Origin of the sequence: Nonomuraea sp. NPDC052265 (genome assembly GCF_044547985.1) — a bacterium.
In the GTDB taxonomy this organism is placed as follows: domain Bacteria; phylum Actinomycetota; class Actinomycetes; order Streptosporangiales; family Streptosporangiaceae; genus Nonomuraea.
Genome location: NZ_JBIUBJ010000015.1, coordinates 135206 through 157562, shown reverse-complemented (window position 1 = coordinate 157562; position 22357 = coordinate 135206). Strand labels below are relative to the sequence as shown.

Annotated in this window: 20 protein-coding genes; 13 read left to right on the top strand and 7 right to left on the bottom strand. The window is 72.7% G+C overall.

From position 1 onward, the window contains the following. Nucleotides 1-97: 97 nt before the first annotated feature. The 3 genes from ACIHAD_RS34615 to ACIHAD_RS34605 are packed head-to-tail and all read left to right on the top strand — an operon-like array spanning nt 98 to nt 3107. A complete protein-coding gene (locus ACIHAD_RS34615; RefSeq protein WP_397358923.1) occupies nt 98-775 on the top strand; it encodes an FkbM family methyltransferase in 678 nt (225 codons plus the stop codon). Beyond that, nucleotides 775-1539, top strand: a complete 765-nt coding sequence (locus ACIHAD_RS34610) for an enoyl-CoA hydratase/isomerase family protein (protein WP_397358922.1) — start codon at nt 775-777, stop codon at nt 1537-1539. The genes ACIHAD_RS34615 and ACIHAD_RS34610 overlap by 1 nt, the downstream gene beginning before the upstream one ends. Continuing rightward, nucleotides 1536-3107, top strand: a complete 1572-nt coding sequence (locus ACIHAD_RS34605) for a CoA-transferase (protein ID WP_397358921.1) — start codon at nt 1536-1538, stop codon at nt 3105-3107. Before ACIHAD_RS34610 ends, ACIHAD_RS34605 begins: the two co-directional genes overlap by 4 nt. A gap of 30 nt (nt 3108-3137) precedes the next feature. Here ACIHAD_RS34605 and ACIHAD_RS34600 read toward each other — a convergent pair whose 3' ends face one another. After that, nucleotides 3138-4349, bottom strand: a complete 1212-nt coding sequence (locus tag ACIHAD_RS34600) for an aminotransferase class V-fold PLP-dependent enzyme (RefSeq protein WP_397358920.1) — start codon at nt 4347-4349, stop codon at nt 3138-3140. Beyond that, the gene (locus ACIHAD_RS34595; RefSeq protein WP_397358919.1) at nt 4346-5131 is read right to left on the bottom strand and encodes a tryptophan 2,3-dioxygenase; all 786 of its coding nucleotides are present in this window, start codon (nt 5129-5131) and stop codon (nt 4346-4348) included. The genes ACIHAD_RS34600 and ACIHAD_RS34595 overlap by 4 nt, the downstream gene beginning before the upstream one ends. Nucleotides 5132-5371: 240 nt before the next feature. Here ACIHAD_RS34595 and ACIHAD_RS34590 point away from each other — a divergent pair, with 240 nt between their 5' ends. Further along, the gene (locus tag ACIHAD_RS34590) at nt 5372-6655 is read left to right on the top strand and encodes an acyltransferase family protein (protein WP_397358918.1); all 1284 of its coding nucleotides are present in this window, start codon (nt 5372-5374) and stop codon (nt 6653-6655) included. Between the two features lie 13 nt (nt 6656-6668). Here ACIHAD_RS34590 and ACIHAD_RS34585 read toward each other — a convergent pair whose 3' ends face one another. Further along, entirely contained in the window at nt 6669-7862 is a 1194-nt protein-coding gene (locus tag ACIHAD_RS34585) for an MFS transporter (protein WP_397358917.1), read from the bottom strand. 103 nt (nt 7863-7965) lie between these two features. Between ACIHAD_RS34585 and ACIHAD_RS34580 the strand changes: the two genes are divergently transcribed. Beyond that, nucleotides 7966-8970 (top strand): GlxA family transcriptional regulator, encoded by a 1005-nt coding sequence (locus tag ACIHAD_RS34580; RefSeq protein ID WP_397358916.1) that lies wholly within the window; start codon nt 7966-7968, stop codon nt 8968-8970. Between the two features lie 60 nt (nt 8971-9030). Here the strand turns inward: ACIHAD_RS34580 and ACIHAD_RS34575 are convergent, their stop codons facing one another. The 4 genes from ACIHAD_RS34575 to ACIHAD_RS34560 form a co-directional block, all read right to left on the bottom strand. Beyond that, nucleotides 9031-9483 carry a DUF1579 family protein gene (locus ACIHAD_RS34575; RefSeq protein ID WP_397358915.1) on the bottom strand — a complete coding sequence of 151 codons (453 nt, stop codon included), beginning with the start codon at nt 9481-9483 and terminating at the stop codon, nt 9031-9033. 61 nt (nt 9484-9544) lie between these two features. Next, a complete protein-coding gene (locus ACIHAD_RS34570) occupies nt 9545-9952 on the bottom strand; it encodes a DoxX family protein (protein ID WP_397358914.1) in 408 nt (135 codons plus the stop codon). 18 nt (nt 9953-9970) lie between these two features. Continuing rightward, nucleotides 9971-11392 carry a multicopper oxidase family protein gene (locus ACIHAD_RS34565; RefSeq protein ID WP_397358913.1) on the bottom strand — a complete coding sequence of 474 codons (1422 nt, stop codon included), beginning with the start codon at nt 11390-11392 and terminating at the stop codon, nt 9971-9973. A 186-nt stretch (nt 11393-11578) separates the two neighbouring features. Next, nucleotides 11579-12892, bottom strand: a complete 1314-nt coding sequence (locus ACIHAD_RS34560; protein WP_397358912.1) for an extracellular solute-binding protein — start codon at nt 12890-12892, stop codon at nt 11579-11581. 148 nt (nt 12893-13040) lie between these two features. Between ACIHAD_RS34560 and ACIHAD_RS34555 the strand changes: the two genes are divergently transcribed. From ACIHAD_RS34555 to ACIHAD_RS34520, 8 genes are read left to right on the top strand one after another with little or no spacing between them, the layout of a single operon-like run. Then, entirely contained in the window at nt 13041-14258 is a 1218-nt protein-coding gene (locus tag ACIHAD_RS34555; RefSeq protein WP_397358911.1) for an NAD(P)/FAD-dependent oxidoreductase, read from the top strand. 11 nt (nt 14259-14269) lie between these two features. After that, nucleotides 14270-16024 carry an amino acid adenylation domain-containing protein gene (locus ACIHAD_RS34550; RefSeq protein ID WP_397358910.1) on the top strand — a complete coding sequence of 585 codons (1755 nt, stop codon included), beginning with the start codon at nt 14270-14272 and terminating at the stop codon, nt 16022-16024. 10 nt (nt 16025-16034) lie between these two features. Continuing rightward, nucleotides 16035-16247, top strand: coding sequence for an MbtH family protein (locus tag ACIHAD_RS34545; protein ID WP_397358909.1), 213 nt, complete (start codon nt 16035-16037; stop codon nt 16245-16247). A gap of 3 nt (nt 16248-16250) precedes the next feature. After that, the gene (gene hppD / locus ACIHAD_RS34540; RefSeq protein WP_397358908.1) at nt 16251-17336 is read left to right on the top strand and encodes a 4-hydroxyphenylpyruvate dioxygenase; all 1086 of its coding nucleotides are present in this window, start codon (nt 16251-16253) and stop codon (nt 17334-17336) included. Further along, entirely contained in the window at nt 17333-18685 is a 1353-nt protein-coding gene (locus ACIHAD_RS34535; RefSeq protein ID WP_397358907.1) for a condensation domain-containing protein, read from the top strand. Before hppD ends, ACIHAD_RS34535 begins: the two co-directional genes overlap by 4 nt. Before the next feature lie 5 nt (nt 18686-18690). Beyond that, complete coding sequence (locus ACIHAD_RS34530) at nt 18691-20043, top strand: nucleotide disphospho-sugar-binding domain-containing protein (protein ID WP_397358906.1); 1353 nt, start codon at nt 18691-18693, stop codon at nt 20041-20043. Between the two features lie 30 nt (nt 20044-20073). Further along, nucleotides 20074-21057: a dTDP-glucose 4,6-dehydratase gene (gene rfbB, locus ACIHAD_RS34525; RefSeq protein WP_397358905.1), complete on the top strand. Its 984-nt coding sequence runs from the start codon at nt 20074-20076 to the stop codon at nt 21055-21057. 18 nt (nt 21058-21075) lie between these two features. Continuing rightward, nucleotides 21076-22347: a class I SAM-dependent methyltransferase gene (locus ACIHAD_RS34520; protein WP_397358904.1), complete on the top strand. Its 1272-nt coding sequence runs from the start codon at nt 21076-21078 to the stop codon at nt 22345-22347. The last annotated feature ends 10 nt before the right edge of the window (nt 22348-22357 follow it).

Sequence of the window (22357 nt, the reverse complement as noted above, 5' to 3'; positions counted from 1 at the left end):
GTACCGCGCAATCCACGAGATGCGGCGGCGCGGGGCGGCGACCGACGATGACCACGATGACGCTGCCCTGAGCGTTTCACCGGGAGGAGACGACCAGATGCGCAACCAGACTGTCGCACCGGAGCGGGTGAGCGCCCGATGGGAGGATCACCTGCCCGACCTGCTGGACAAGCTGGGATTGCCGGCAGAAGGGGCGATCCAGGTGGGCGCGCACCGAGGTCAGGAGGTGGAGGCCCTCACCAGGTGCGGGTTCCGCCGCCTGGTCATGATGGAGCCCAACGGCGACCACCTGCCCGCGCTGCGCGAGCAGCTCCGGCTGCACCACCTGTCCGCCGGGCTGCCCGAGCCCGAGCTCGGCCACCTGGCCCGCGAGGTCGTGGCGGCGTGCGCCGGCCGGGAACGCGGGCAGGCCACGCTCAACGTCACCCCCTACGACAAGCAGTCCAGCATGCTGCCCCCGCTGCTGCCCATGGCCGTCGTCCGGCAGGACGTCGTCCCGGTGATCCCCGTCAGCGAGGTGCAGCACGGCTGCAACGTGCTGGTGGTGGACGCCCAGGGCGCCGAGCTGGAGGTGCTGGCCGGGACCGACCTGAGCCGGCTGCGGCTGGCCGTCATCGAGGGCAGCGAGACGGCCCGCTACAGCGGCGGCTCGACCCTCGACAGCATCGCCGAGCACATGACGGCGCACGGCTGGCGCGAGGTGGCGTCCTGGCCGCACGTGCGTCCCGGCGTCGTGGACGTCGCCTGGCTGGCCCCCTGGCCCACCCCGTTCTGATGGACCGCCCGTCGGACGGGGGCCTGGCGTGCGAGCGCCGCGGCGCGGTGGCCGTCCTGCGGCTCGACCGGCCCCACATGCGCAACGCGCTCGGGTCCGGACTGGTCGCGGCGCTCGGCTCCGCGCTGGCCGCGCTGGACGACGATCCCGGGGTGCGCGCCGCAGTGCTGACGGGCGCGCCTCCGGGGTTCTGCGCGGGTTCGGACCTGAAGGAGCTGGCCGGGATGACGCGTGAGGGCATGGTGCGGCACGAGGCCGACACCGGGCGCGTGGCCAGGGGCGTCCAGCATCTCGGCATCCCCGTGGTGGCCGCCGTCGAGGGCTTCGCGCTCGGCGGCGGTTTCCTGCTGGCCACCGGCTGCGACGTGGTGGTCACCGCCGAGGACGCCCGCTGGCACCTGCCGGAGGTGCGGCTCGGCTGGGTGCCGCCGTGGGGCATCCAGAGCCTGGCCGCCCGGGTCGGGCCGGTCGCCGCGCGCCGGCTGGTCTGGGGCGCCCGTCCGCTGACCGGCCGCGAGCTGCACGCGCTCGGCGGCGCCGACGAGCTGACCGCGCCCGGGGAGGCCCTGGCCTGCGCGCTGGAGGTGGCGGCGGGGCTCGCCGCCCTGCCTGCGCACGCCGTCGCCTCCGCCAAGCGGGCGCTGGCCGACTCGGTGGGCGGGCCCGCCGAGACGCTCGACGCGCGTACCGCTTGGATGTTCGGCGCCGACTGCGCCTCCGCCACGGCCCGCGAGAGCCTGTCCCGCTTCGGAGCCCGCCCATGACCGGCCCGGGCAAGGTGTGCGGGGTGGCCGAGGCCGTCGCGCTCATCGAGGACCACCAGGCCGTCGCCAGCACCGGCGTCATCGGCTGGCTCACCCCCGACGCCCTGCTGGCCGCGCTCGGCGAGCGCTTCGCCACCACCGGGGGCCCGCGCGAGCTGACCTTCTACTTCCCCTGCGCCACCGGGGACGCCGTCGGCATCGGCGGCATGGACCACGTGGCCAGGAAGGGACTGATGCGCCGCATCGTGTCCGCCTCCTTCGTCAACCCCCGCCACCCCGTGACCGGCGCCCGCCCCGCCCTGACCGAGCTGATCCAGAACGACCTCGTCGAGGCGTACAGCTGGCCGATGGGCGCGGCCATGCACTGGCTGCGCGAGGTGGCCCGGCGCGGGCCCGGCTACCTGACGCGCGTCGGCCTCGGCACATACGCCGACCCCCGGCACGGCGGCGGCAAGTTCACCGGCCTGGCCCGGGACGACCTGGTGGAGCTGGTCGAGCTGGGCGGCGAGGAGTACCTGTTCTACCCCTCCTGGCCGCTGCACGCCGGCCTGGTCCGGGCCGGCGCCGCCGACCCCGACGGCAACCTGTCCTTCGAGGACCAGCCGCTGTTCTCCAGCGCGCTGGCGATCGCCCTGGCGGTGAAGGCGTGCGGCGGCACCGTGATCGCGCAGGTGTCGCGGATCGTGCCCGCCGGGTCGTCGCCCGCGCGGGAGATGCGCGTGCCCGGGGCGCTCGTCGACCGGGTCGTCGTCGTCCCCGACGCGCCCATGACCACCGGCGTACGGCACGACCCCGGCTACCTGCGGCACGTGCCCGACGTCGTCGCGCGGGTGCCGCGGCTGCCGTCCGGCCCGGACAAGGTGATCGCCCGCCGGGTCGCCAGGGAGGTCCGGCCGGGGGAGACCTCGATCTTCGGGTTCGGCGCGTCGTCCGACGCCGTCCTGGCCATGGCCGAGGACGGCCTGCTGGACGACGGCCGCCTGGCCGAGCACCTGTTCACCACCGAGCACGGCTCCTTCGGCGGCATCGTGATGAGCGGCTGGCAGTTCTCGGCGAACTACTCGCCGCGGGCGCTGCTCGACGGGCCCTCGCAGTTCGACTTCATCGACGGCGGCGGCTGCCCGTTCGCCGCGCTCGCCTTCGCCGAGATCGACGCCGAGGGCAACGTGAACGTGAGCCGGTTCGGCGCGGCCAACCCGGGCGCCGGCGGGTTCGTGGACATCGCGCACAACGCCACGCGGCTGGTCTTCGCCGGCACGCTGACCACCGACGGCCTGCGCGTGAGCTGCACCGACGGCGAGCTGCGGGTCCTGGCCGAAGGGCGGGTGCGCAAACTGGTGCCGCGGGCCGGGCACATCACGTACCGGCTGGGGGAGGGCGTGCGGCGCGGGCAGTGGGCCCGCGTGGTCACCGAGCGGGCCGTCTTCGACGTCGTCCCCGGCGGGCTGGAGCTCGTGGAGCTCGCGCCCGGCGTGGACCTGCGGCGCGACGTGCTCGACCAGATCGGCTTCCCGGTCCGCCTCTCCCCGTCGCTCGTCCCCATGGACCCGTCCCTCTTCCGCCCCTGACCCCTGCCCGGCTCACGCCTCCGCCTCCGCTCAGGCCGCCCGCCGTACCGCGGCGCCCTCGCCGGCCGTCAGGGCGCGGACCTCCGCGGCGAGCCGGTCCATGGCCGCGTGGAGCTGCGCGTCCGACAGGTACGGCGCCGGCCCCAGCCGCAGGAACTCCCCCCGGCTGTCGGCCTGCACCCCCCGCGCCGCCAGCCCCGCCCGCAGCCGCCCCGCGTACGGCGAGCGCAGCGCGAGGAACCCGCCGAACTCCTCGGGCGCGGCGTCCAGGTCCCGGCTGATCACCCGCGCGGGCGCGCCGAGCTCGTCGAAGCGCGCCGCCAGCAGCCCGCGCTGCCGCAGCGACACCGCCCGCAGCACCTCCGGCGTCAGCCCCTGCCCGGCGAAGAAGTCGAACACGCGGGCCGCCCGGTAGTGGCTCACCGGGTCGTAGGTCGCCCCCGCGAAGCGGGCCGCCCCCGACGGATAGCCGACCCGCCCGCCCGCCCGCGGGTCCTCGGCCAGCTCGGCGAACTCCGAGTACCACCCGGTCACCACCGGCCGCAGCCGGTCGGCGTGCCCCGGCAGCCGCAGCACGCAGTTGCCCTCGCCGAGCTGGAGGTACTTGTACCCGCCGGCCACCACCCAGGCCGAGTCGAGCCCCGCGGTCGAGAAGGGCACCACGCCCAGCGCGTGGTAGGCGTCCACCAGCAGCTCGCAGCCCCGGTGGCGGCAGGCGGCGGCGAGCTCGTCCAGCCCCGGCACGATCCTGGACGTCTCGAACAGCACCGCCGAGACCAGGACCGCGGCCGTGCGGTCGTCGGCCGCCTCCGCCAGCCGCGCGGCCAGCGTGCCCGCCGGCTCCGGCGGGACGACCACCACCTCCACGCCCTCCTCGGCCAGCCGGGCGAGCTGCCGCCGCAGCGTGTGGAACTCGCCGCCGGAGGTCACCAGCCGGGGCCGGCCGCGCAGGTCCAGCGCCGACAGGAAGCGCAGCACCAGCTCGTGCGTGCTGGACCCGAGGGCCAGCTCGGCGTACGGGTCGCCGAGGAAGAGGCGGAACCCCTCCCTGACCCGGTCGGCCTTCTCGAAGGCGGCGGCCCACTTGTCGTCCACGTCCCTGGCGGCGTCGTCGAACGCCTCGATCTGCCCGGCCAGCGCCACGTCCGGCCACGCCTGGTGGGAGTGGCCGGTGAGCAGCAGCCGGTCCGGCGCCCGGAAGGCCGAGTAGTGCGGCGCCAGGCGCCCGGAGATGTCGTTCATGCCCGGCTCCTGACCGCCCACAGGTCGGGGAACGACGGCGCCAGGGAGGCGCGCAGGTACGCCCCGCCGCTGGAACCGCCGGTGCCCGGACGGGCGCCGATGGTGCGCTCGACCATCTTCAGATGCCGGTACCGCCACTCCTGGAGGCATTCGTCCAGGTCCACCAGCCGCTCGCAGAGCTGGGCCGCGCCGGTGTCGTCCCGGTAGACCCGCAGCAGCAGGTCCTGCACCGGCTCCGACGGCTCCAGCGGCAGCCGGACGTCGCGGTGCAGCCGGTCCTGCGGCACCTCGTAGCCGCGCAGGTACAGGTAGGTGAGCAGCGAGTCGTACAGCGTGGGCCTGGCCATCGCGGCCTCGATCCGGGCCCGGGCCGGGGTGCCCTCGGCCTGGCCGAGCAGCATGCGCTCGTCACGCCGGCCCAGCACCGCCTCGATCTCGCGGAACTGCGCCGACTGGAAGCCGCTGCTGGTGCCCAGCTTGCCGCGGAAGGCGGCGAACTGGAACGGCGTCATCGTCTCCATGACGTCCATCTGGGACACCGCGAGTCTCATCAGCTTCAACGACCGGTGCAAAGTTCGCATGGCGTGCGCGGTGAATCCGCCGGCGAGTTCGAGCTGCAGCTCGGCGAATTCGTGCAGCAATTGTTTGAACCACAGCTCGTACACCTGGTGGACGATGATGAACAGGGTCTCGTCGTGGCTCTCGGAAACCGGCCGCTGCGCCGTGAGGATCTCCTCCAGCGCCAGGTAGGACGAGTACGTCAGGACAGTGTCTTCTCTCATGGCCTCAACGATGCGCGCCCGCCGGAAAGGGGACCAGGCGATTCCCGGGCAGCTACCTGCCCCGCCGGGACCGCTTCCTGCAATTCGCCGGGATCGCATGACGGAAGATGTGGAAAAGGCCGTCCGGCGGCACGCGTGACTTCAGCACGACACGAGATGCGGCCGCCCGCGACCCCGCGTGACGATGGCGCCGAGGGGGTGCCGAGCCCCATCAGCGAGCGAACTGCGAGGAAACATGCCATGACCTCACCGGAGATCATCAAGAGGAGCGGCGCCGGCAAACGGGCCCCTCGGCTCGACGGGCTGCGCGGATATCTGGCACTGGGCGTGATCGTCGTGCACGTCGCCTTCGCCGCCGGCGTCATCGGCTTCTACGACAAACCGTCCGTCGGCATCTGGCCCGTGCTGATCCAGGGCCTCAACGTGCTGCTGCCGCCCTTCTTCGTGATGTCCGGCCTGCTGCTGTACCGGCCGTTCGCCAGGGCGACGATCGTCGGCACGCCGCGCCCGGAGCTCAAGGGCTACCTGATCAAGCGCATGCTGCGGATCCTGCCCGCGTACTGGCTGGTGGCCGTGGCGGCGCTGCTGCTGCTCAACCTCAAGAGCGTGGACGGCCTGTGGTACGTGCTCAGCCCCCTGCTGCTCATGCACTACTACGTGCCGGGCCCCGAGGCGGGCTACGCCGGGCTGGAGCCCACCTGGACCGTGCCCGCCGAGGTCACCTTCTACCTGGCGCTGCCGATCCTGGCCTGGATCTTCGACCGGTACGCCAGGAAGGCGGCCGACCCCGGCGCCAAGGCCCGCCGCCTGCTGGTCCCGCTGGGCGTCTTCGTGCTCGTCGGGCTGGCCTGGACGGCGTACACGCACCTGGAGTCGATGGGCCCCTTCCCTTATGAGTACTTCTGGGTGATCGGCTTCACCGGTTTCCTGGCCATCGGCATGGGCCTGGCGATCCTGTCGGCGTACGCGGAGGCCAAGGACACCACGCCCGCCTTCTACCGTCTGGTGGCCCGGCGGCCGCTGCTGTTCTGGCTGGGCGCGGCCGTCGTCTACGTGATCAACTGCATCCGGCCGTTCGGCAAGCCCGGCATGGCCGACTACGCCACGGTGCCCGAGGCCATGGCCGAGATGGTGCTGTTCCTGATCTTCGCGCTGCTGGTCATCGCCCCGGTGGTGGTGCCCGGCGTGCACTCGAAGGTGATCGACGCGGTGCTCACCAACCGCCCGATGCGCTTCTTCGGCCGCATCTCCTACGGCGTCTACCTGTGGCACTTCATCCTGCAGTACCTCTGGCTCCAGAACGGCAGCGTCTTCGGCGCGGCCCCGGTGCCGATGCCGGTGGTGATGGGCAAGTCCGGCTTCTGGGAGCTGCTGGCGGTCGTGCTCGTCGGCACGGTGGCCGTCGCGACGGTCAGCTACTACCTGGTCGAGCTGCCCGCGATGCGGCTGCGCGAACGCCTGGTGGCCCGGCGCGCCGAGGCCGAGCCACGCCGGACGGCCGAGAGCCCGCGGGTCCCGGTCTGACGGCTGCGGTGGATCAGGGGCGAAACCGGATGACCAGGTCGGCCGGGGTGACCGCCTCCTTGGCGCGCGCGTCGATCGCTCCCGAACAGACGGCGAGGGCGAGCCCGGCGGCGGCCAGCACGGCGCCGACGGCATTGGGACCGGTGTAGCCGAACCCGGCGCTGATCACCAGCCCGCCGAGGAAGGCGCCGAGCGCGTTGGCGACGTTGAACGCCGACAGGTTCAGCGCGGAGGCGAGGGTGGGGGCGCCGGCGGCCTTGTCCAGGATGCGCATCTGCAGAGCGGGGACGGTCGCGAAGCCGAACAACCCCAGCAGGAACAGCGTGCAGGCAGCCAGAACCCTGCTGTGCGCCGTCACCACGAACAGGCTCAGCACGACGGTGAGCCCGGCGAGGAACACGTACAGGCTGGGCATGAGCCGCCGTCCGGCGAAGTGGCCGGACAGCAGGTTGCCCGCGGCCATGCCCAGCCCGAAGACGACCAGCAGCGCCGTCATGCTGGAGCCGCTGAAACCCGCGACCCGGGTCATCATCGGGGCGACGTAGGTGAAGGAGGCGAAGACACCGCCGAAACCGGCCGTCGTCACGGCCATCGCGAGCCAGACCTGCGGCCGGCGCAGGGCCGACAACTCCGAGCGCGGCCCGGCCTCGGCCTCGGGACGCAGCCGGCGGGGCACCAGCGCCGCGATGCCCACGAGCGACAGCGCGCCGAGCGCGGCGACGGCCCAGAACGTGGCCCGCCAGCCAGCGGCCTGCCCCAGCCAGGTCACCAGCGGCACCCCGGCCACGTTCGCCAGGGTGAACCCGCCGAACATGATCGACATCGCCCGTCCGCGCCGTTCCGGCGGAACGAGCCCGGCCGCCACCACCGCCCCCACCCCGAACAGCGCGCCCTGCGGGACACCCGCGACCACCCTGGCCACCATCAGCGTGCCGTAGCCGGGCGCGACCGCCGACAGGACGCTGCCCGCCGTCAGCAGCGCCGCGACGATCAGCAGGGTCGTGCGGCGCGGCAGGCGGGCCGAGAGCGCGGTCAGCAACGGCGCGCCCACGATCACGCCGACGGCGTACCCGCTGATCAGCACGCCGGCGGCCGGGATCGACACCCCGACCCCCGCGGCGACCTGCGGCAGCAGGCCCATGATGGCGAACTCCGAGGTTCCGACGGCGAAACCCGCGACGGCCAGGGCCAACAGAGCCAGCGGCATGGCATTGCGCTCCTCATCTCATCGGGACGAACGCCTCCAGCCTGGCCGCCGGGCCCGTCGAACAGTGAGTGGCAGAAACGCCCATGTGGGATAGTTTTCCGCCATGCGCAGTGTGGGGATCCTGGTCACCGAGCACGTCCGCGTCTTCGACTACGCCGTGGCCGCCGAAGTCTGGGGCCTGGACCGGACCGATCGCGGCGTCCCGGCGTTCGACCTGCGCACGTGCGGGCCGCGCGGCCCCGCGCTGCCCATGGGCCCGGGCGTGACCTGCGTCCCCGATCACGGCCTGGACGGCCTGGACGAGTGCGACCTGGTGGTCGTTCCCGGCGTCCAGGACCCGGCCCGGCCCGTCCACCCGGACGTGGTCGCCGCGCTTCGCGCCGCACACGGTCGGGGCGCGACCGTCGCGTCCCTGTGCTCGGGCGCGTTCCTGCTGGCCGCCGCGGGCCTGCTGGACGGCCGCAAGGCCACCGCTCACTGGCTCGACGCCGAGCAGCTCGCACGCCGCCATCCCGAGGTGACCGTCGACCCCGACGTCCTGTTCGTCGGAGACGGCACCGTGTGGACCTCCGCGGGCGTGGCCGCGGGCATCGACCTGTGCCTGCACCTGGTCCGCCGCGACCACGGCGCCGCCGCCGCGGCCGAGATCGCCCGCACCATGGTCACCGCGCCGTTCCGGCCGGGCGGCCAGGCGCAGTTCATCACCCGGCCCGTCCCGACCGGCCGGGGCACGTCCGACAGCCTGACGGGGCTGCGCGAACGCATGCTCGACGATCTGGCCCATCCCTGGACCGTCCCGGAGCTGGCGAACCTGGCTCACATGTCCGAACGCAGCTTCGCCCGCCGCTTCGTCCAGACCACCGGCGACACCCCCTTGCAATGGCTGCTGACCCAGCGCGTCCTGGCCGCCCAGCACCTGCTGGAGGTCAGCGATCTGCCCATCGCCGCCATCGCCGGCCGCTGCGGATTCAGCACTCCGCTGACCCTGCGCCACCACTTCACCCGCCACGTCGGCCTGCCGCCCCGCGACTACCGCCTGGCCTTCGGCAGGCGCCCCGAGGCGGAACAGGACAGACCCAAGGCGGAACAGGACAGAACGGCGAGGTAGCCGACCCGGGCCGGCCACCGCGAGAGGGCGGCCAGGACGTCACGACATCAGGCCGGAGTGCTAGCCCGCCCGGGTCATGGTGGCCTCGTAGCCGCCGCCCGGCCACTCCCAGCGTCCGCTGATGGTCCGGCCGTCCTCGCTGAACGCGCCGCTGAACCCGGCCGGCGAGCCCTCCGCGCCGAACCAGATGTCGAGCTCGCGCCCGTCCAGCTTCCACACGTAGACGAAGGAGTTGCCGGTGCTGTCGAAGTAGTGCGACCGCAGCGCGCCGCTCTCGGGATCGTGGCCGATGTACTCCACGCCGGTCATCGTGCCGCCGCCGTGGCTCATCTCGACGCGCTGGATCAGGAAGAAGCCGCCGTCCATCCACTCGAAGACGAGCCGGCCGCCGGTCGCCTCGCCGGTGCCGAAGTCCTTGCCCGTCATCTCCCACGTCCCGACCAGCGGTTGCAGGGTCTGGAGCGAGGGGTCGGGGGTGGGGAGCCGGTTCTGCGGGTTCGCTGTCTCGGTCATGTTCCCTCCACGGGACAGGTCGATGCCCGGTACGCCGATCGCGTACCGGGCGGGGGTGAGCTCACTTGGCGCCGAAGAACGCCCTGACCCGGGACCAGCGGCCCCAGACGACCAGCGCCAGGATGACCAGCAGGACGGCCTCGATCACGGGGACGCCGCCCAGCACGATCGCGTTGGTGCCGGCCGCGCCGATCATCAGGCCGATCAGCGCGAGCGCGGCCACGCCGCTCAGGCGCGGGATCAGCAGCCCGATCGCGCCGGCGATCTCCAGCACGCCGACCACGTAGCGGAACCACTGGCCGGCGCCGATGTCCTCGAACATGGTGACCATGGTCGGGTCGCCGGCGAGCTTGAGCACGCCGCCCAGGCCGACCTGGAACGCCAGAAGGACCTGGGCGACCCAGAGGGCGATGTTGACGCCGCGGCCGGTGGACCGGCCGACGGCGGTCGTGCTGTTCGTGGTGCTCATGCAGTCCTCCCTGAGGAACTAGTTGACGATCTCCATCTGGCCCATCATCCCGATGGCCGAGTGCTCCAACATGTGACAGTGGTAGACGTATCGCCCCAGGTAGTCGCCGAAGCTGGCCTGGAAGCGCACGGTCTCGCCCGGCTGGATGAGCACCGTGTCCTTCCATCCCGCCTCGCCCGGCTGCGGCGGCGTGCCGTCGCGGTCCAGGATGCGGAACTGGGCGAGGTGGGTGTGGAAGTTGTGCGGGACGCCGAAGCCCGACCCGCCGACGTCGGTGTCGGAGTTGGTGACCTCCCAGATCTCGCTGGATCCCCGCCTGACCTGCATGTCCACCCGGTTGGCGTCGAACGCCCGGTTGTTGATCAGGGCCTGGATGTTGACCGGGTCCAGGCTGAGGGTGAGCTGCCGGGTCTGCGCGGCCGCGGCCAGCGGGACCATCGCGCGCAACTGGTTGGGGACGCGGCTGCGGTCGACGGCCCGCCGTACGACGTCGAAGCGGAGCACGGACCCGCTCACGTCCTCAAGGGTCACCTGCGTGCCCAGCGGGAACGCGCCGAAGTCGATCACGACCTCGGCCCGCTCGCCCGAGGAGAGCACCAGCTTGGACGTCGGCACCGGCGCCGCCAGCATCCCGCAGTCCGTGGCGATCTGCGTCATCTGGGCGCCGTTGCTCAGGGACAGCTCGAAGATCCGGTGCGTGGAGCCGTTGAGCAGGCGCAATCGGTACTTGCGGGCCGCGACCCTGAAGTACGGCTGCGCCTTGCCGTTGGCCATCAGCGTCGGCCGGTTGTAGGGGTCGGCCGGGTCGAAGACGAGCCCGCCCTGGTCGTCGAAGAGCGCGTCGCGCAGCAGGATGGGCACGTCGTAGGCCCCGGACGGCAGGCCGAGCTGCTGCTCGTCGGCGCCCTCGACCAGGTAGAAGCCGTGCATGCCGCGGTAGACGTGCTCGGCCTCCATGTGGTGGGTGTGGTCGTGGTACCACAGGGTGGCGCCGGCCTGGGCGTTCGGGTAGTCGTAGGTCTTCGACTTGCCGTCGGCGATCAGGTCCATCGGGTAGCCGTCGCTGGCGGCCGGCACGCGGCCGCCGTGCAGGTGCACGTTCGCCTCGTGGCCGAGCTTGTTGTCGAAGGTGACCAGCGCCCTGCGGCCCTGCCGGGCGCGGATGGTGGGGGCGGTGAACTGGCCGCCGTACGTCAGTACGGGCGTGCTCACGCCGGGCAGGATCTCGGTGGTCGCCTGCTGGATGGACAACCGGTAGAAGTCGATGCCCGGCAGGGTGGCCACGGGGGCCAGCACCGGGGGCACCGGCATGGCGACGCTGAAGGGCGCCGCGGTGGCGCCGGTGCGGACCGCGGGGACCCGGCCCCCGTGGTCGTGCATGCGCATCATGTGCTGTGGCTGCGCCTGCTGCTCCGGCTCGCTGAACAGCCCCCGGGTCACCGGGGTAAGCGCGGCGCCTCCTGCCAGGCCACCGAGAACGATCAAGCGCCGTCGGCTTAACATACGGGAACTCCCATCGCCATGTCCGAGCGTGGCATCGCCCGCCGGCACGGTCTTCTTCTGAAGTGCTCACTTCACGGGCGGATGCCGTGGGAGCGGTGCCGCCGCCCGGGAGGCGGCGGTGGTTCAGCCCACGGACAGGCGTCGCGGGGTGCGCCCGTCCAGGCAGTCGGCGTTGTACGCGTCGAGCAGGCCCTGCGCCCGCTCCGACGCCTCGGTGAAGCAGTCGTGGGGGTCGGCGCCGTCCAGCACCCGGGCCATGGCCCCGGTCATCAGGTCCTGGATCCCGGCGAAGTCCCCCAGCACCGCGCCCAGCGCCGCGGGGGAGCCGTCGGCCGCGCGGAGCTGGGCGGTGGCGGCCCGGTGCACCGGGTGCCGCTCGAACCAGCCCTCCTCCTCCAGCAGGCCGGCCGCGGCCCGGGTGACCGGCAGGAACCCGGCCGCCCGGTGCCACTGCGCCGCGTTGCCCGCGCTCAGCAGATGCTGGACGAACGCCAGCGCGCCGTCCCGCCGCTCCGGCGGCAGCCCGTCGGTCAGCCACAGCGCCTGGCCGGAGACCAGGTGCCCGGCGCGCGGCAGGCTCTCGTTGTGCGGCAGCGGGCTCGCCGTCACCTCGAACCCGGCCTCCCGCCCGCGCTCGGCGATCATGCCGGCCACCACGGAGGACGCGACCGTGAACGCCACCCGCCGCTCCAGGAACGCCCCCAGCGCCGGACCCCAGTCACCGGGCTCGCCCGCGCGCAGGTAGTGGCCCTCGTCGTGTAGGCGCCGCCACCAGGAGGCGTAGGCCAGCGACTCCTTGGAGGCGAGGTCCACCCGTCCGGCCCGGCCGGAGCGGCCGTTGTCCCGGTCGGCCAGCAGGCCGCCCTGCCCGGCGACGGCCTGCTGGAACAGCCAGCCGTGGTTGGCCCAGGAGACGCCGTGCGGCGGCCCGCCGGGCAGCGCCCGCACCGCGGCGCAGGCGCGCTCCAGCTCCTCCCAGGTCGTCGGCGGCGCGTCGATCCCGGCCGCGCGCAGCAGGGTGGCGTTGCCGAGCAGCACCGCCGTGGTCGCCGTCGCGGGCGCGGCGACGAGTTCGCCGCGGTAGGTGTAGTGGCCGCGTACGGCCGGTTCGAGGTCGGCGAGCACGACCGGCTCGCCGAGGATCTCCGCGCGGCCGGCGACGGCGCGCTCGATCGGCGTGAACAGCGGCACGCCGGAGCGCGACCGGGTGTCGAGCGCCAGCCGGGTGGCCGTGGCGTAGTACTCCGCCAGGTCCGGCGGCTCGCCGCGGCCGGCCGCGGCGGCTACCTCGGCGGGCAGCTCGCGGAAGCCGTGCCCGGTGATCTCGATCCGGAGGTCCGGGTGCGCGGCCTCGAAGTCGGCGGCCATCCTCCTGATCGGGCCCAGGTAGTCCGGCAGGGGATGCTCGGCGATCCAGACGCTGATGACCGTTCTCATTCGCCTCATGATGAGCGCGGCCACCCCGCCGCACATCTTGTGAAATGCGGTGTTTCGTCAGCTCAGACAGCAATTCAAAGGATGTGGGCCCCTCGACGTGAATGTGACCCTGACTCCGAGTCGCAGAGCGGCGAAACGGAGGAGCACGGTGATCAATACTCATGACGAGTTCGACGTTGTCGTGATCGGCGGAGGCCCTGGCGGCTCGGGTACGGCGGGACTGCTGGCCCAGCGCGGGCACCGGGTTCTGGTGCTGGAGCGGGAGAAGTTCCCGCGCTACCACATCGGCGAGTCGCTGATCACGGGATCCATGCCCACGCTGGAGGAGCTGGGACTGAAGGACAGGCTCGACCAGATGGGGTTCGTCAAGAAGTACGGCGGCACCCTGCTGTGGGGCAAGAACCAGGGCACCTGGGACTTCCGCTTCGCCGAGGCGTCCAACTACGAGTACGCCTACCAGGTCCGCCGCGCCGACTTCGACTCCCTCCTGCTGGCCAGGGCCAGGGAGCTGGGCGCGTCGGTGCTGGAGGAGGCCACGGTCAAGGACCTGGTGTTCGACGGCGACCGCGTCACCGGCGTCGTGTACACGGTGAAGGGCGACACCGAGCAGCGCACCGCCCGCTGCCGCCTGCTGATCGACGCCACCGGGCAGCAGCACCTGCTGGCCCGCCGCTTCGACCTCATCGAGTACCACGACGACCTGCGCAACATCGCGGTCTGGTCGTACTGGCAGGGCTGCAAGCGCTACGGCGGCACGCGCTTCGGCGACACCGTCACCGAGAACCGCCCCGCGGGCTGGTTCTGGTTCATCCCCCTGCACGACGGCACGGTGAGCGTCGGCTACGTCACGCCCATCGAGGAGTACAAGAAGTCCGGCAAGAGCCTGGAGGACCTGTACGCCTCCGAGCTGGCCGCCGCCGAGGAGGTCAGGGCCCTGACCGAGGGCGCCACCCGGGTCAGCGGCTTCCGCAGCATCCGCGACTGGTCCTACACCTGCACCAGCTTCCACGGCCCCGGCTGGGCCCTGGTGGGCGACGCGGCGGCCTTCATCGACCCGCTGCTGTCCACGGGCGTCGGCCTGGCGCTGCGCGGCGCCCACGGGCTGGCCGGCGCGGTGGACGAGATCCTGAACGACCCGGCCTCGGAGGAGGCCGTGCTGGCGCGCTACGAGAAGGACTACCGCGAGTTCCTGGACTCCCTGCTGGACTTCGTCCGCTTCTTCTACGACCGCACCAAGCACAAGGAGGAGTACTGGGACAGGGCGCAGAAGACGCTCGACCCCAGCAAGCTCCGCCCCCGCAAGATCGACTTCGCCACGATGCTCTCGGGCGTCTCCGGCATCCACGCCATCTTCCACGACGACTGAGGAACCCGTTGATGTCGCCTACAACTGTGCACGGACACGTCGCCGAGCAGGCCAGGCGCACGCCCGACGCGGTCGCGGTGTCGGCGGGCCCGGTGCGGCTGACCTTCCGGGAGCTCGACGAGCGGGCCAACCGCCTCGCCCACCGCCTGCGCGGGCTCGGCGCCGGCCCCGAGACGCCGGTCGCGGTGCTGATGGAGCGCTCGGCCGAGCTGGTCGTCACGCTCCTCGCGATCCTCAAGACGGGCGGCTGCTACCTGCCCGTCCACAGCGCCTACCCGGCCGACCGCCGGCAGTGGATCGTCGACTCGTCCGGGACGCCCGTCCTGGTCGCCGACCGCGCCAAGGCGGCCGAGGGCCTGCCGTCGGCCCCGGCGGTCCTGCTCGCCGACGACGACCCGGCCACGTCCACAGAACCGGCCACTGATCCCGGCGTCGTCACCGACCCCGGCGACCTGGCCTACGTCATCTACACCTCGGGCTCGACCGGACACCCCAAGGGCGTGGCGGTCACCCACCGGGACGTGCTCGGCCTGGCCCTCGACCCCTGCTGGGACACCGGCGCCCACGAGCGCGTCCTGATGGTCGCGCCGTACGCGTTCAACGTCTCGACGTACGAGCTGTGGGTGCCGCTGCTGCACGGCGGCACGACCGTCGTGGCGCCGCCCGGCGAGCCGGACCTCGACACCCTGCGCCGGCTGATCCGCGAGGAGCGGATCACCGGGCTGCACCTGACCGCGGGGCTGTTCCGGGTCGTGGCCGAGGAGGGGGCGGACTGCCTGGCCGGCGTCCGCGAGGTGCTCACCGGTGGCGACGTCATCGTCCCCGCCGCCGTGCGCCAGGTGCTGGCCGCCTGCCCCGGCACGACCGTGCGGGCCATGTACGGCGCCACCGAGGTGACCCTGTTCTCCACCCACGCGCCCCTGACCGCCGGGACCGAGCTGGGCACGAGCGTGCCGGTCGGCGGCCCGATGCGGGACGTGCGGCTCTACGTGCTCGACGACCGCCTCAGCCCGGTCCCCGGCGACCTGGAGGGCGAGCTGTACATCGCGGGCAGGGGAGTGGCGCGGGGCTACTACGGCCGTCCGGACCTGACCGCCGAGCGGTTCGTCGCCGACCCGTTCGGCGGGCCCGGCGAGCGCATGTACCGCACCGGCGACCTGGTCCGGCGCAACGACGACGGGCAGATCGAGTTCATCGGGCGGGCCGGCGACCAGGTCAAGATCCTGGGCTTCCGGGTGGAGCTGGCCGAGGTGGAGGCCGTGCTGGCCGCCTATCCCGGGCTGGCGCACGTCGCCGTCGTGGCCGGGCAGTCGAGGCAGGGCGACAAACGCCTGGTCGCCTACGTCGTCCCCGCCGCCGACGCCCCCGACCCGGCCGCGCTGCGCGCCCACGTCAAGACGTCGCTGCCGGACTACATGGTGCCCACGGCGTTCGTCGTGCTGGACGCGCTGCCCCTGACCGCCAACGGCAAGGTGGACCGCGCCGCCCTGCCCGACCCCGACAACGAGCCCGGCTCGGCCTACCGCGCGCCGCGGAACCCCCGCCAGGAGGTCCTGTGCACGGTGTTCGCCGAGGTGTTCGGCGTCGAGCGGGTCGGCGTGGACGACAGCATCTTCGACCTGGACGTCCAGTCGCTGCTGGCGATGCGGCTGGTCAGCCGCATCCGCGCGGCGCTGGGCGTGAACCTGTCCATCGGCGACCTGTTCGACGCGGCGACCGTGGCCGGCCTGGACGAATGGCTAGAGGCCGGCGCGCGCACCCAGTGAGAGGGACGAGATGAGCAACCCATTCGACGACCGGGACGCGGCCTTCCGCGTGCTGGTGAACCAGGAGGGCCGGCACTGCCTGTGGCCCGCCTTCGCCGACGTGCCCGCGGGGTGGGAGGTCGCCTTCGGCCCGGCCGTCCGCGACGCCTGCGTGCAGTACGTCACCACCCACTGGACGGACCTGCGCCCGCGCGGTCTCGCCGTCCGGACGGACGCCGGATAGCCCATGACCGACACGATGATCTTCGACGACCTGCGCCTGGACCACATCGGCTTCTACGTCGGCGACCTGGAGACCGAGACCGCCCGGCTGAGCGACACCCTGGGCCTGACGGCGTACGCCGTGGCCGAGGACGACGGGGCCCGCTCGGCCGCCCTGGGCGCCAACCGGATCAGGCTCGTGCTCACCCAGCCGCTCACCGCGGACCACCCCGGCGCCGGATACCTCGACCGGCACGGCGACGGCGTGTGCGACGTCGCGCTGGGCGTGCCCGACGCCGCGGGCGCCTACCACGAGGCGGTGCGGCGCGGCGCCCGCCCGGTCTCGGCCCCCGCCGGACGCGACGGCGTCGTCACGGCCGCGATCCACGGCTTCGGCGACGTGCTGCACACGTTCGTGCAGCGGCCGGCCGGGGCGGGTGAGCGCGTTCTGCCGGGCTTCCGGAGCACCGCCACGCGGCCGGCCGGCTCCGGCCCCGGGCTGCTGGAGGTGGACCACCTGGCCGTGTGCGTCCCGGCCGGGGAGCTCGACGCCACCGTCGAGTGGTACCGGCGGGTGCTCGGCTTCGAGTTCACCTTCGCCGAGCGCATCGCCGTCGGCTCGCAGGCCATGACCACCAAGGTCGTCCGCAGCCGCGGCGGCGAGGTGACGTTCACGCTCATCGAGCCGGACGTGACCAGGACACCCGGCCACATCGACGAGTTCCTGCGCGATCACGGCGGCGCGGGCGTGCAGCACCTGGCGCTGTCGGCCGCCGACATCGTGGCCGCCGTGCAGTCCACCGCCGACCGCGGGGTGGAGTACCTGACCGCCCCCGACGCCTACTACGGCCTGCTCGCCGAACGGGTCAGGCCGGTGAAGTACCGGCTGGAGGACCTCGGACGGCTCAACATTCTGGTCGACGAGGACCACGACGGGCAGCTCTACCAGATCTTCGCCCGTTCGACCCACCCCCGCGACACCTTCTTCTTCGAACTCATCGAGCGACTGGGCGCCCGCTCCTTCGGCAGCGGCAACATCAGCGCCCTCTACCGGGCCGTGGAGCTCCAGCGCAGCGGCCAACGCGATGCCCGCACGGAGGCGGCAGCATGACCATTTCACCGCCGGCGATCCGGTACCCCCTGTCCTACACCCAGCACTTCCTTCGCCTGTTCGACCAGGGCGACGCCCAGGGGCCCTTCAGTGCCCGCTACAACATCGTCGTCGGCTGGCGCCTGCGTGGCCGCATCGACGTCGACACCCTCCAGCTCGCCATGGACGACGTGGCCGACCGGCACGACGCACTCAACATGACGATCACCCGGGGGGAGGGGGAGGCGTACCAGGTGCGGCAGCCGTCCGCGCCCGCCCGGCTGCTCGTGGTGGACCTGCCGGCCACCGCCCCCGAGGAGCGCGCGCCGCGGGCCGAGGAGCTGCTGACCGAGGTCGAGGCCGGCTCCTACAGCCTCCAGGAGCTGCCGCACCTGCGCGCCATCCTCGGCCGGTTCGACGACGAGGACGCGGTGCTCGCGCTGATCGTGCACCACACCGCGGGCGACGGCTGGTCCATGCAGCTCCTCATCCGCGACATCGTCACCCGCTACGCCGAGCGCCGCGGCCACGCCGTGCCGCCGCTGCCGGAGCCCCGGCCCTATCACGAGTACGCCGGCCGGCAGCAGGAGCAGGCCGGCAGCGCCGAGACCCAGGCCGCCCGCGACTTTTGGGGCGAGCGGCTGCGCGGCGCGCGCATGCTGGCCGTCCCCACCGACCACGCGCGGTCGGCCGGGCTGGCCAAGGTCTGCCCGGTCCACCGGTTCTCCCTGCCCAAGGACGTCTCCACGCGGGTGATCGGCTACGCCAGGACGATGCGCAGCTCGCCGTTCATGGTGCTGCTGGCCGCCTACAACGTGCTGCTCAGCCGGATCACCGGGGCCACCGACCTGGTCGTCCCGGTGATCAGCTCCGGACGCGGGCAGCCGGAGTTCCAGGAGACCGTGGGCCCGTTCTTCAACTTCCTGCCACTGCGCACCGGCCTGGACGGCTGCGCCACCTTCCGGCAGGTCGTCGAGCGCTCCCGCAGGACCTGCATGGACTCCTACGCCAACGAGATCCCGTTCCTGCAGATCGTGGCCGAGGCGCCCGAGCTGATGGCCGACGCCGCGCTGGAGAGCAAGGCGCTGTGCGCCCTCCAGGTCTGGCAGTTCGCCACCGGCATGGACGGCGAGCGCGTCGGCGACCTGGAGATCGCCGAGGTCCGCGAGCGCCTGCTGGACCAGCCCAACGGCACCGACATCCCCGACGGCGCGCTGCTCACCTTCGACATCGCCCCCTCCGGCGAGATCTTCGGCAACTTCGCCTACAACAGCAACCTGTTCCTGGAGAGCACGATCGCGACGATGGTGGCCGACTTCGGCGAGATCCTGCGCGCCGGCCTGGCCGCCCCCGACTCCCCCCTGGAGTGACCGCCATGCGCGTGATGTTCACGGTCTTCCCCGCGACGGCGCACTTCCTGCCGATCGTGCCCTACGCCTGGGCGTTGCAGGCGGCCGGGCACCAGGTGGTGGTGGCGGCCCCGCCGGGCGTCGACACCGGGGTCTCGGTGCCCGACTTCCACCGGTCGGTGAACGCGGCCGGGCTGACCGCGGTCTCCTGCGGCGCGCCCGAGCCGCTGTCCGTGCACGACCGCGGCTACCCGGGGTTCGCCGGGCTGATCCCCACGATCGAGGAGTCCGAGCGTCTGGTCGCCGCGCTCGGCCTCACCGAGGCCGAACGTCCGCCCTGGGATGTCTTCTACCATTTCGCGCTGCTCACCATGCGTAACTACCATCCGCCGGCGCCCCGCCAGGACGTCCAGGCCGTCGTCGAGTTCGCCCGTGAGTGGCGGCCCGACCTCGTCCTGTGGGACCCGTGGTTCCCGTGCGGCGCGGTGGCGGCCCGGGTCAGCGGCGCCGCCCACGCCCGTACGCTGCTGGCGCCCGACTACACCGCCTGGGCCGCGGAGAAGTTCGCCGGCAGCGGCGAGGAGAACCCCATGACCGGGGTGATCGGCCCGCTGGCCGACCGGTACGGCGTGACGGTCGACGACAACCTGCTGCTCGGCGACTGGACGGTGGACCCGTTCCCGCCCGGGATGAGCCTGCCCACCGGCGTGCGCCGCCTGCCCGTCCGGTACGTCCCCTACACCGGGGCGAGCGTCGTCCCCGAGTGGCTGCGGCGACCGCCGGACCGGCCGCGGGTGGCGATCTCGCTGGGCGTGTCGATGCGCACGTTCTTCAAGGGCGACTGGGGCCGCACCGCCAAGCTCATGGAGGCCGTGGACGGCCTGGACGCCGAGGTCGTCGCCACCCTGGACGCCAACCAGCTCCTCGACCTGGACGGCCCCCTCCCGGCCAACGTGCGCGTGTTCGACTACGTGCCGCTCGACCAGCTCCTGCCGACCTGTTCGGCGATCGTCCACCACGGCTCGATCGGCACCTTCGCGGCCGCCTCGGCCATGAACGTCCCGCAGATCGTCTGCGACACCGACGAGCACAACCGGCTCGTCGGCACCCCCGTCGAGGACGGCATCGACTGGCGGCTCCAGTGCCAGAAGCAGCTCACCTCGACCCGCACCTCCCGGTACGTCACCACGCGCGGCGCCGGCGTGCGGATCAACCACCAGACGCAGTCCGCGGCCGAGATCCGCGACGAGCTGCTGCGCGTGCTGAAGGACCCCTCGTTCACCAAGGGCGCGGCCGCCATCCACGAGGAGTGGCTGGCCACGCCGAGCCCGACCGACATCGTCGCGGAGCTGGAGCGGCTGACCGCCGCCGCCCGGTAGCCGTCGACCCCTCAGACAGGAGGCGGACAGTTGCGGATCCTGGTCACCGGCGGTGCCGGTTTCATCGGCTCGGAGTTCGTCAGAGCCACGCTGCGCGACTCGCCGGGCACGCGGGTCACCGTCCTGGACAAGCTCACCTATTCCGGCAACCTGGAGAACCTCGCCCCGGTGGCCGGCCACCCGGGGCTGCGTTTCGTGCAGGGCGACACCGCCGACCCGCTGGTGGCCGACGAGGTGGTGGCCGGGCAGGACGCGATCGTGCACTTCGCCGCCGAGACGCACGTCGACCGGTCGATCGTCAGCGCCACCGGCTTCGTGCGCTCCAACGTGCTGGGCACCCAGACCCTGCTGGAGGCGGCCCTGCGGCACGGCGTCGGCCGCTTCGTGCACGTCTCCACCGACGAGGTGTACGGCTCCATCGCCGAGGGCTCGTGGACCGAGGAGACGCCGCTCGCGCCGAACGTGCCGTACGCGGCGTCCAAGGCCGGCTCGGACCTGCTCGCGCTGGCCTTCCACCGCACGCTCGGCCTGGACGTCGTGATCACCCGCTGCACCAACAACTACGGCCACTACCAGTTCCCCGAGAAGGTCATCCCGCTGTTCGTCACCAACCTGCTCGAAGGCCGCCGGGTCCCCCTGTACGGCGACGGCGGCAACCGGCGCGACTGGCTGCACGTCTCCGACCACTGCCGGGCCATCCGCATGGTCCTCGACCGCGGCCGGGCCGGCGAGGTCTACCACATCGGCGGCGGCAGCGAGCTGAGCAACCTGGAGCTGACCGCCCGCCTGCTGGAGGCGTGCGGGGCGGGCTGGGACATGGTCGAGCACGTCCCCGACCGGCCGGGGCACGACCTGCGCTACTCCCTCGACATCTCCAAGATCGAGCGGGAGCTGGGCTACGCGCCGGCGGTCGACTTCGAGACCGGGCTGGCCGCGACCGTCGCGTGGTACCGGGACAACCGGTCCTGGTGGGAACCGCTCAAGCACCGCGAGCTCGCCGTGGCCGCCCACTGAAGAGCATGAGGAGAAGCCATGCAGGACATTGTCCGACGTCTTGACACGTGCCGGGTCTGCGGGCGCGACGACTGGCTGGAGGTCACCTCCTTCGGGTCGGTGCCCCTGGCCAACGGCTTCCTCGACCCCGCCGACCTCCCGGCCGAGGAGCCCGCCTACCCCGTGGACGTGATCGTGTGCCGCAACTGCCGGCTGATGGCCATCCGGCACGTGATCCGGCCCGACGTGCTGTTCCGCCACTACGTGTACGTCACCTCCGAGTCCGACCAGATGACCGGCCACATGCGGCGCATCGTCGGCTGGTGCACCCGCCGGGCCGGGCTCGCGCCGGGCGAGCTGGTCGTCGAGCTGGGCAGCAACGTCGGCCTGCAGCTCGCGCTCTTCCAGGAGCAGGGGCAGCGCGTCGTCGGCGTGGACCCGGCCGAGAACCTGGCCGAGATCGCCAACGCCCGCGGCGTGCGCACGCTGCCCGAGTTCTTCGGCGCCGACCAGGGCCGCCGCATCCACGCCGAGCAGGGCGAGGCCAAGCTGGTGCTCGGCCGCCAGTGCTTCGCCCACATCGACGACGTGCACAACGTGCTGGACGGCGCCACCGCCGTGCTGGCCCCCGACGGGCTGGTCGCGATCGAGGTCCCGTACCTGCTGGACCTGCTGGAGGAGAACCAGTTCGACACGATCTACCACGAGCACCTGTCGTACTACTCGGTCACCACGCTGACCCATCTGTTCGCGCGGCACGGCCTGCGCATCGTGGACGTCGAGCGGGCGGCCGTGCACGGCGGCTCGATCGTCGTCTTCGCCGCCAGGGACGGATCGGCCCACCCCACCCGCCCCTCGGTGAACCGGCTGCTGTCGCTGGAGCGGCAGAGCGGCCTCGACACCGACGACGCCTACCTGGCGTTCGCCGCCCGCGCCCACCAGGTCATCAAGGAGATCGGCGACCTCGTCCGCGACCTGGCCGGCCGCGGCCTGACCGTCGCCGGGTACGGCGCGCCCTCCAAGGGCACCACCCTGCTGCAGTTCTGCGAGCTCGGCCCCGCCGAGGTGCGCTTCTGCAGCGACACCACCAGCCTCAAGCACGGCAGGCTGCTGCCCGGCACCCGCATCCCGTGCCGCTCGCCCGAGCAGGCCCGCGACCAGCAGCCCGACTACTACCTGCTGCTCGCCTGGAACTACGCCGACGAGATCATCGGCAAGGAGCGGGACTTCCTGCGCCGCGGCGGCAAGTTCATCATCCCCATCCCCCAGCCGAGGGTCGTGACGGCCGAGCCCGTCCCGGCGGTGGCCTGAAGGAGATCTG

Excerpts from the sequence above, each read along its gene's own strand:
- ACIHAD_RS34545 (WP_397358909.1), top strand. The coding sequence starts at position 16,035 with ATGAGCAACCCATTCGACGACCGGGACGCGGCCTTCCGCGTGCTGGTG.
- ACIHAD_RS34575 (WP_397358915.1), bottom strand. The coding sequence starts at position 9,483 with ATGACCGAGACAGCGAACCCGCAGAACCGGCTCCCCACCCCCGACCCC.
- ACIHAD_RS34520 (WP_397358904.1), top strand. The coding sequence starts at position 21,076 with ATGCAGGACATTGTCCGACGTCTTGACACGTGCCGGGTCTGCGGGCGC.
- hppD (WP_397358908.1), top strand. The coding sequence starts at position 16,251 with ATGACCGACACGATGATCTTCGACGACCTGCGCCTGGACCACATCGGC.
- ACIHAD_RS34580 (WP_397358916.1), top strand. The coding sequence starts at position 7,966 with ATGCGCAGTGTGGGGATCCTGGTCACCGAGCACGTCCGCGTCTTCGAC.
- ACIHAD_RS34585 (WP_397358917.1), bottom strand. The coding sequence starts at position 7,862 with ATGCCGCTGGCTCTGTTGGCCCTGGCCGTCGCGGGTTTCGCCGTCGGA.
- ACIHAD_RS34530 (WP_397358906.1), top strand. The coding sequence starts at position 18,691 with ATGCGCGTGATGTTCACGGTCTTCCCCGCGACGGCGCACTTCCTGCCG.
- ACIHAD_RS34600 (WP_397358920.1), bottom strand. The coding sequence starts at position 4,349 with ATGAACGACATCTCCGGGCGCCTGGCGCCGCACTACTCGGCCTTCCGG.
- ACIHAD_RS34570 (WP_397358914.1), bottom strand. The coding sequence starts at position 9,952 with ATGAGCACCACGAACAGCACGACCGCCGTCGGCCGGTCCACCGGCCGC.
- ACIHAD_RS34550 (WP_397358910.1), top strand. The coding sequence starts at position 14,270 with ATGTCGCCTACAACTGTGCACGGACACGTCGCCGAGCAGGCCAGGCGC.
- ACIHAD_RS34615 (WP_397358923.1), top strand. The coding sequence starts at position 98 with ATGCGCAACCAGACTGTCGCACCGGAGCGGGTGAGCGCCCGATGGGAG.
- ACIHAD_RS34595 (WP_397358919.1), bottom strand. The coding sequence starts at position 5,131 with ATGAGAGAAGACACTGTCCTGACGTACTCGTCCTACCTGGCGCTGGAG.
- ACIHAD_RS34535 (WP_397358907.1), top strand. The coding sequence starts at position 17,333 with ATGACCATTTCACCGCCGGCGATCCGGTACCCCCTGTCCTACACCCAG.
- ACIHAD_RS34605 (WP_397358921.1), top strand. The coding sequence starts at position 1,536 with ATGACCGGCCCGGGCAAGGTGTGCGGGGTGGCCGAGGCCGTCGCGCTC.
- ACIHAD_RS34560 (WP_397358912.1), bottom strand. The coding sequence starts at position 12,892 with ATGAGAACGGTCATCAGCGTCTGGATCGCCGAGCATCCCCTGCCGGAC.
- ACIHAD_RS34610 (WP_397358922.1), top strand. The coding sequence starts at position 775 with ATGGACCGCCCGTCGGACGGGGGCCTGGCGTGCGAGCGCCGCGGCGCG.
- ACIHAD_RS34590 (WP_397358918.1), top strand. The coding sequence starts at position 5,372 with ATGACCTCACCGGAGATCATCAAGAGGAGCGGCGCCGGCAAACGGGCC.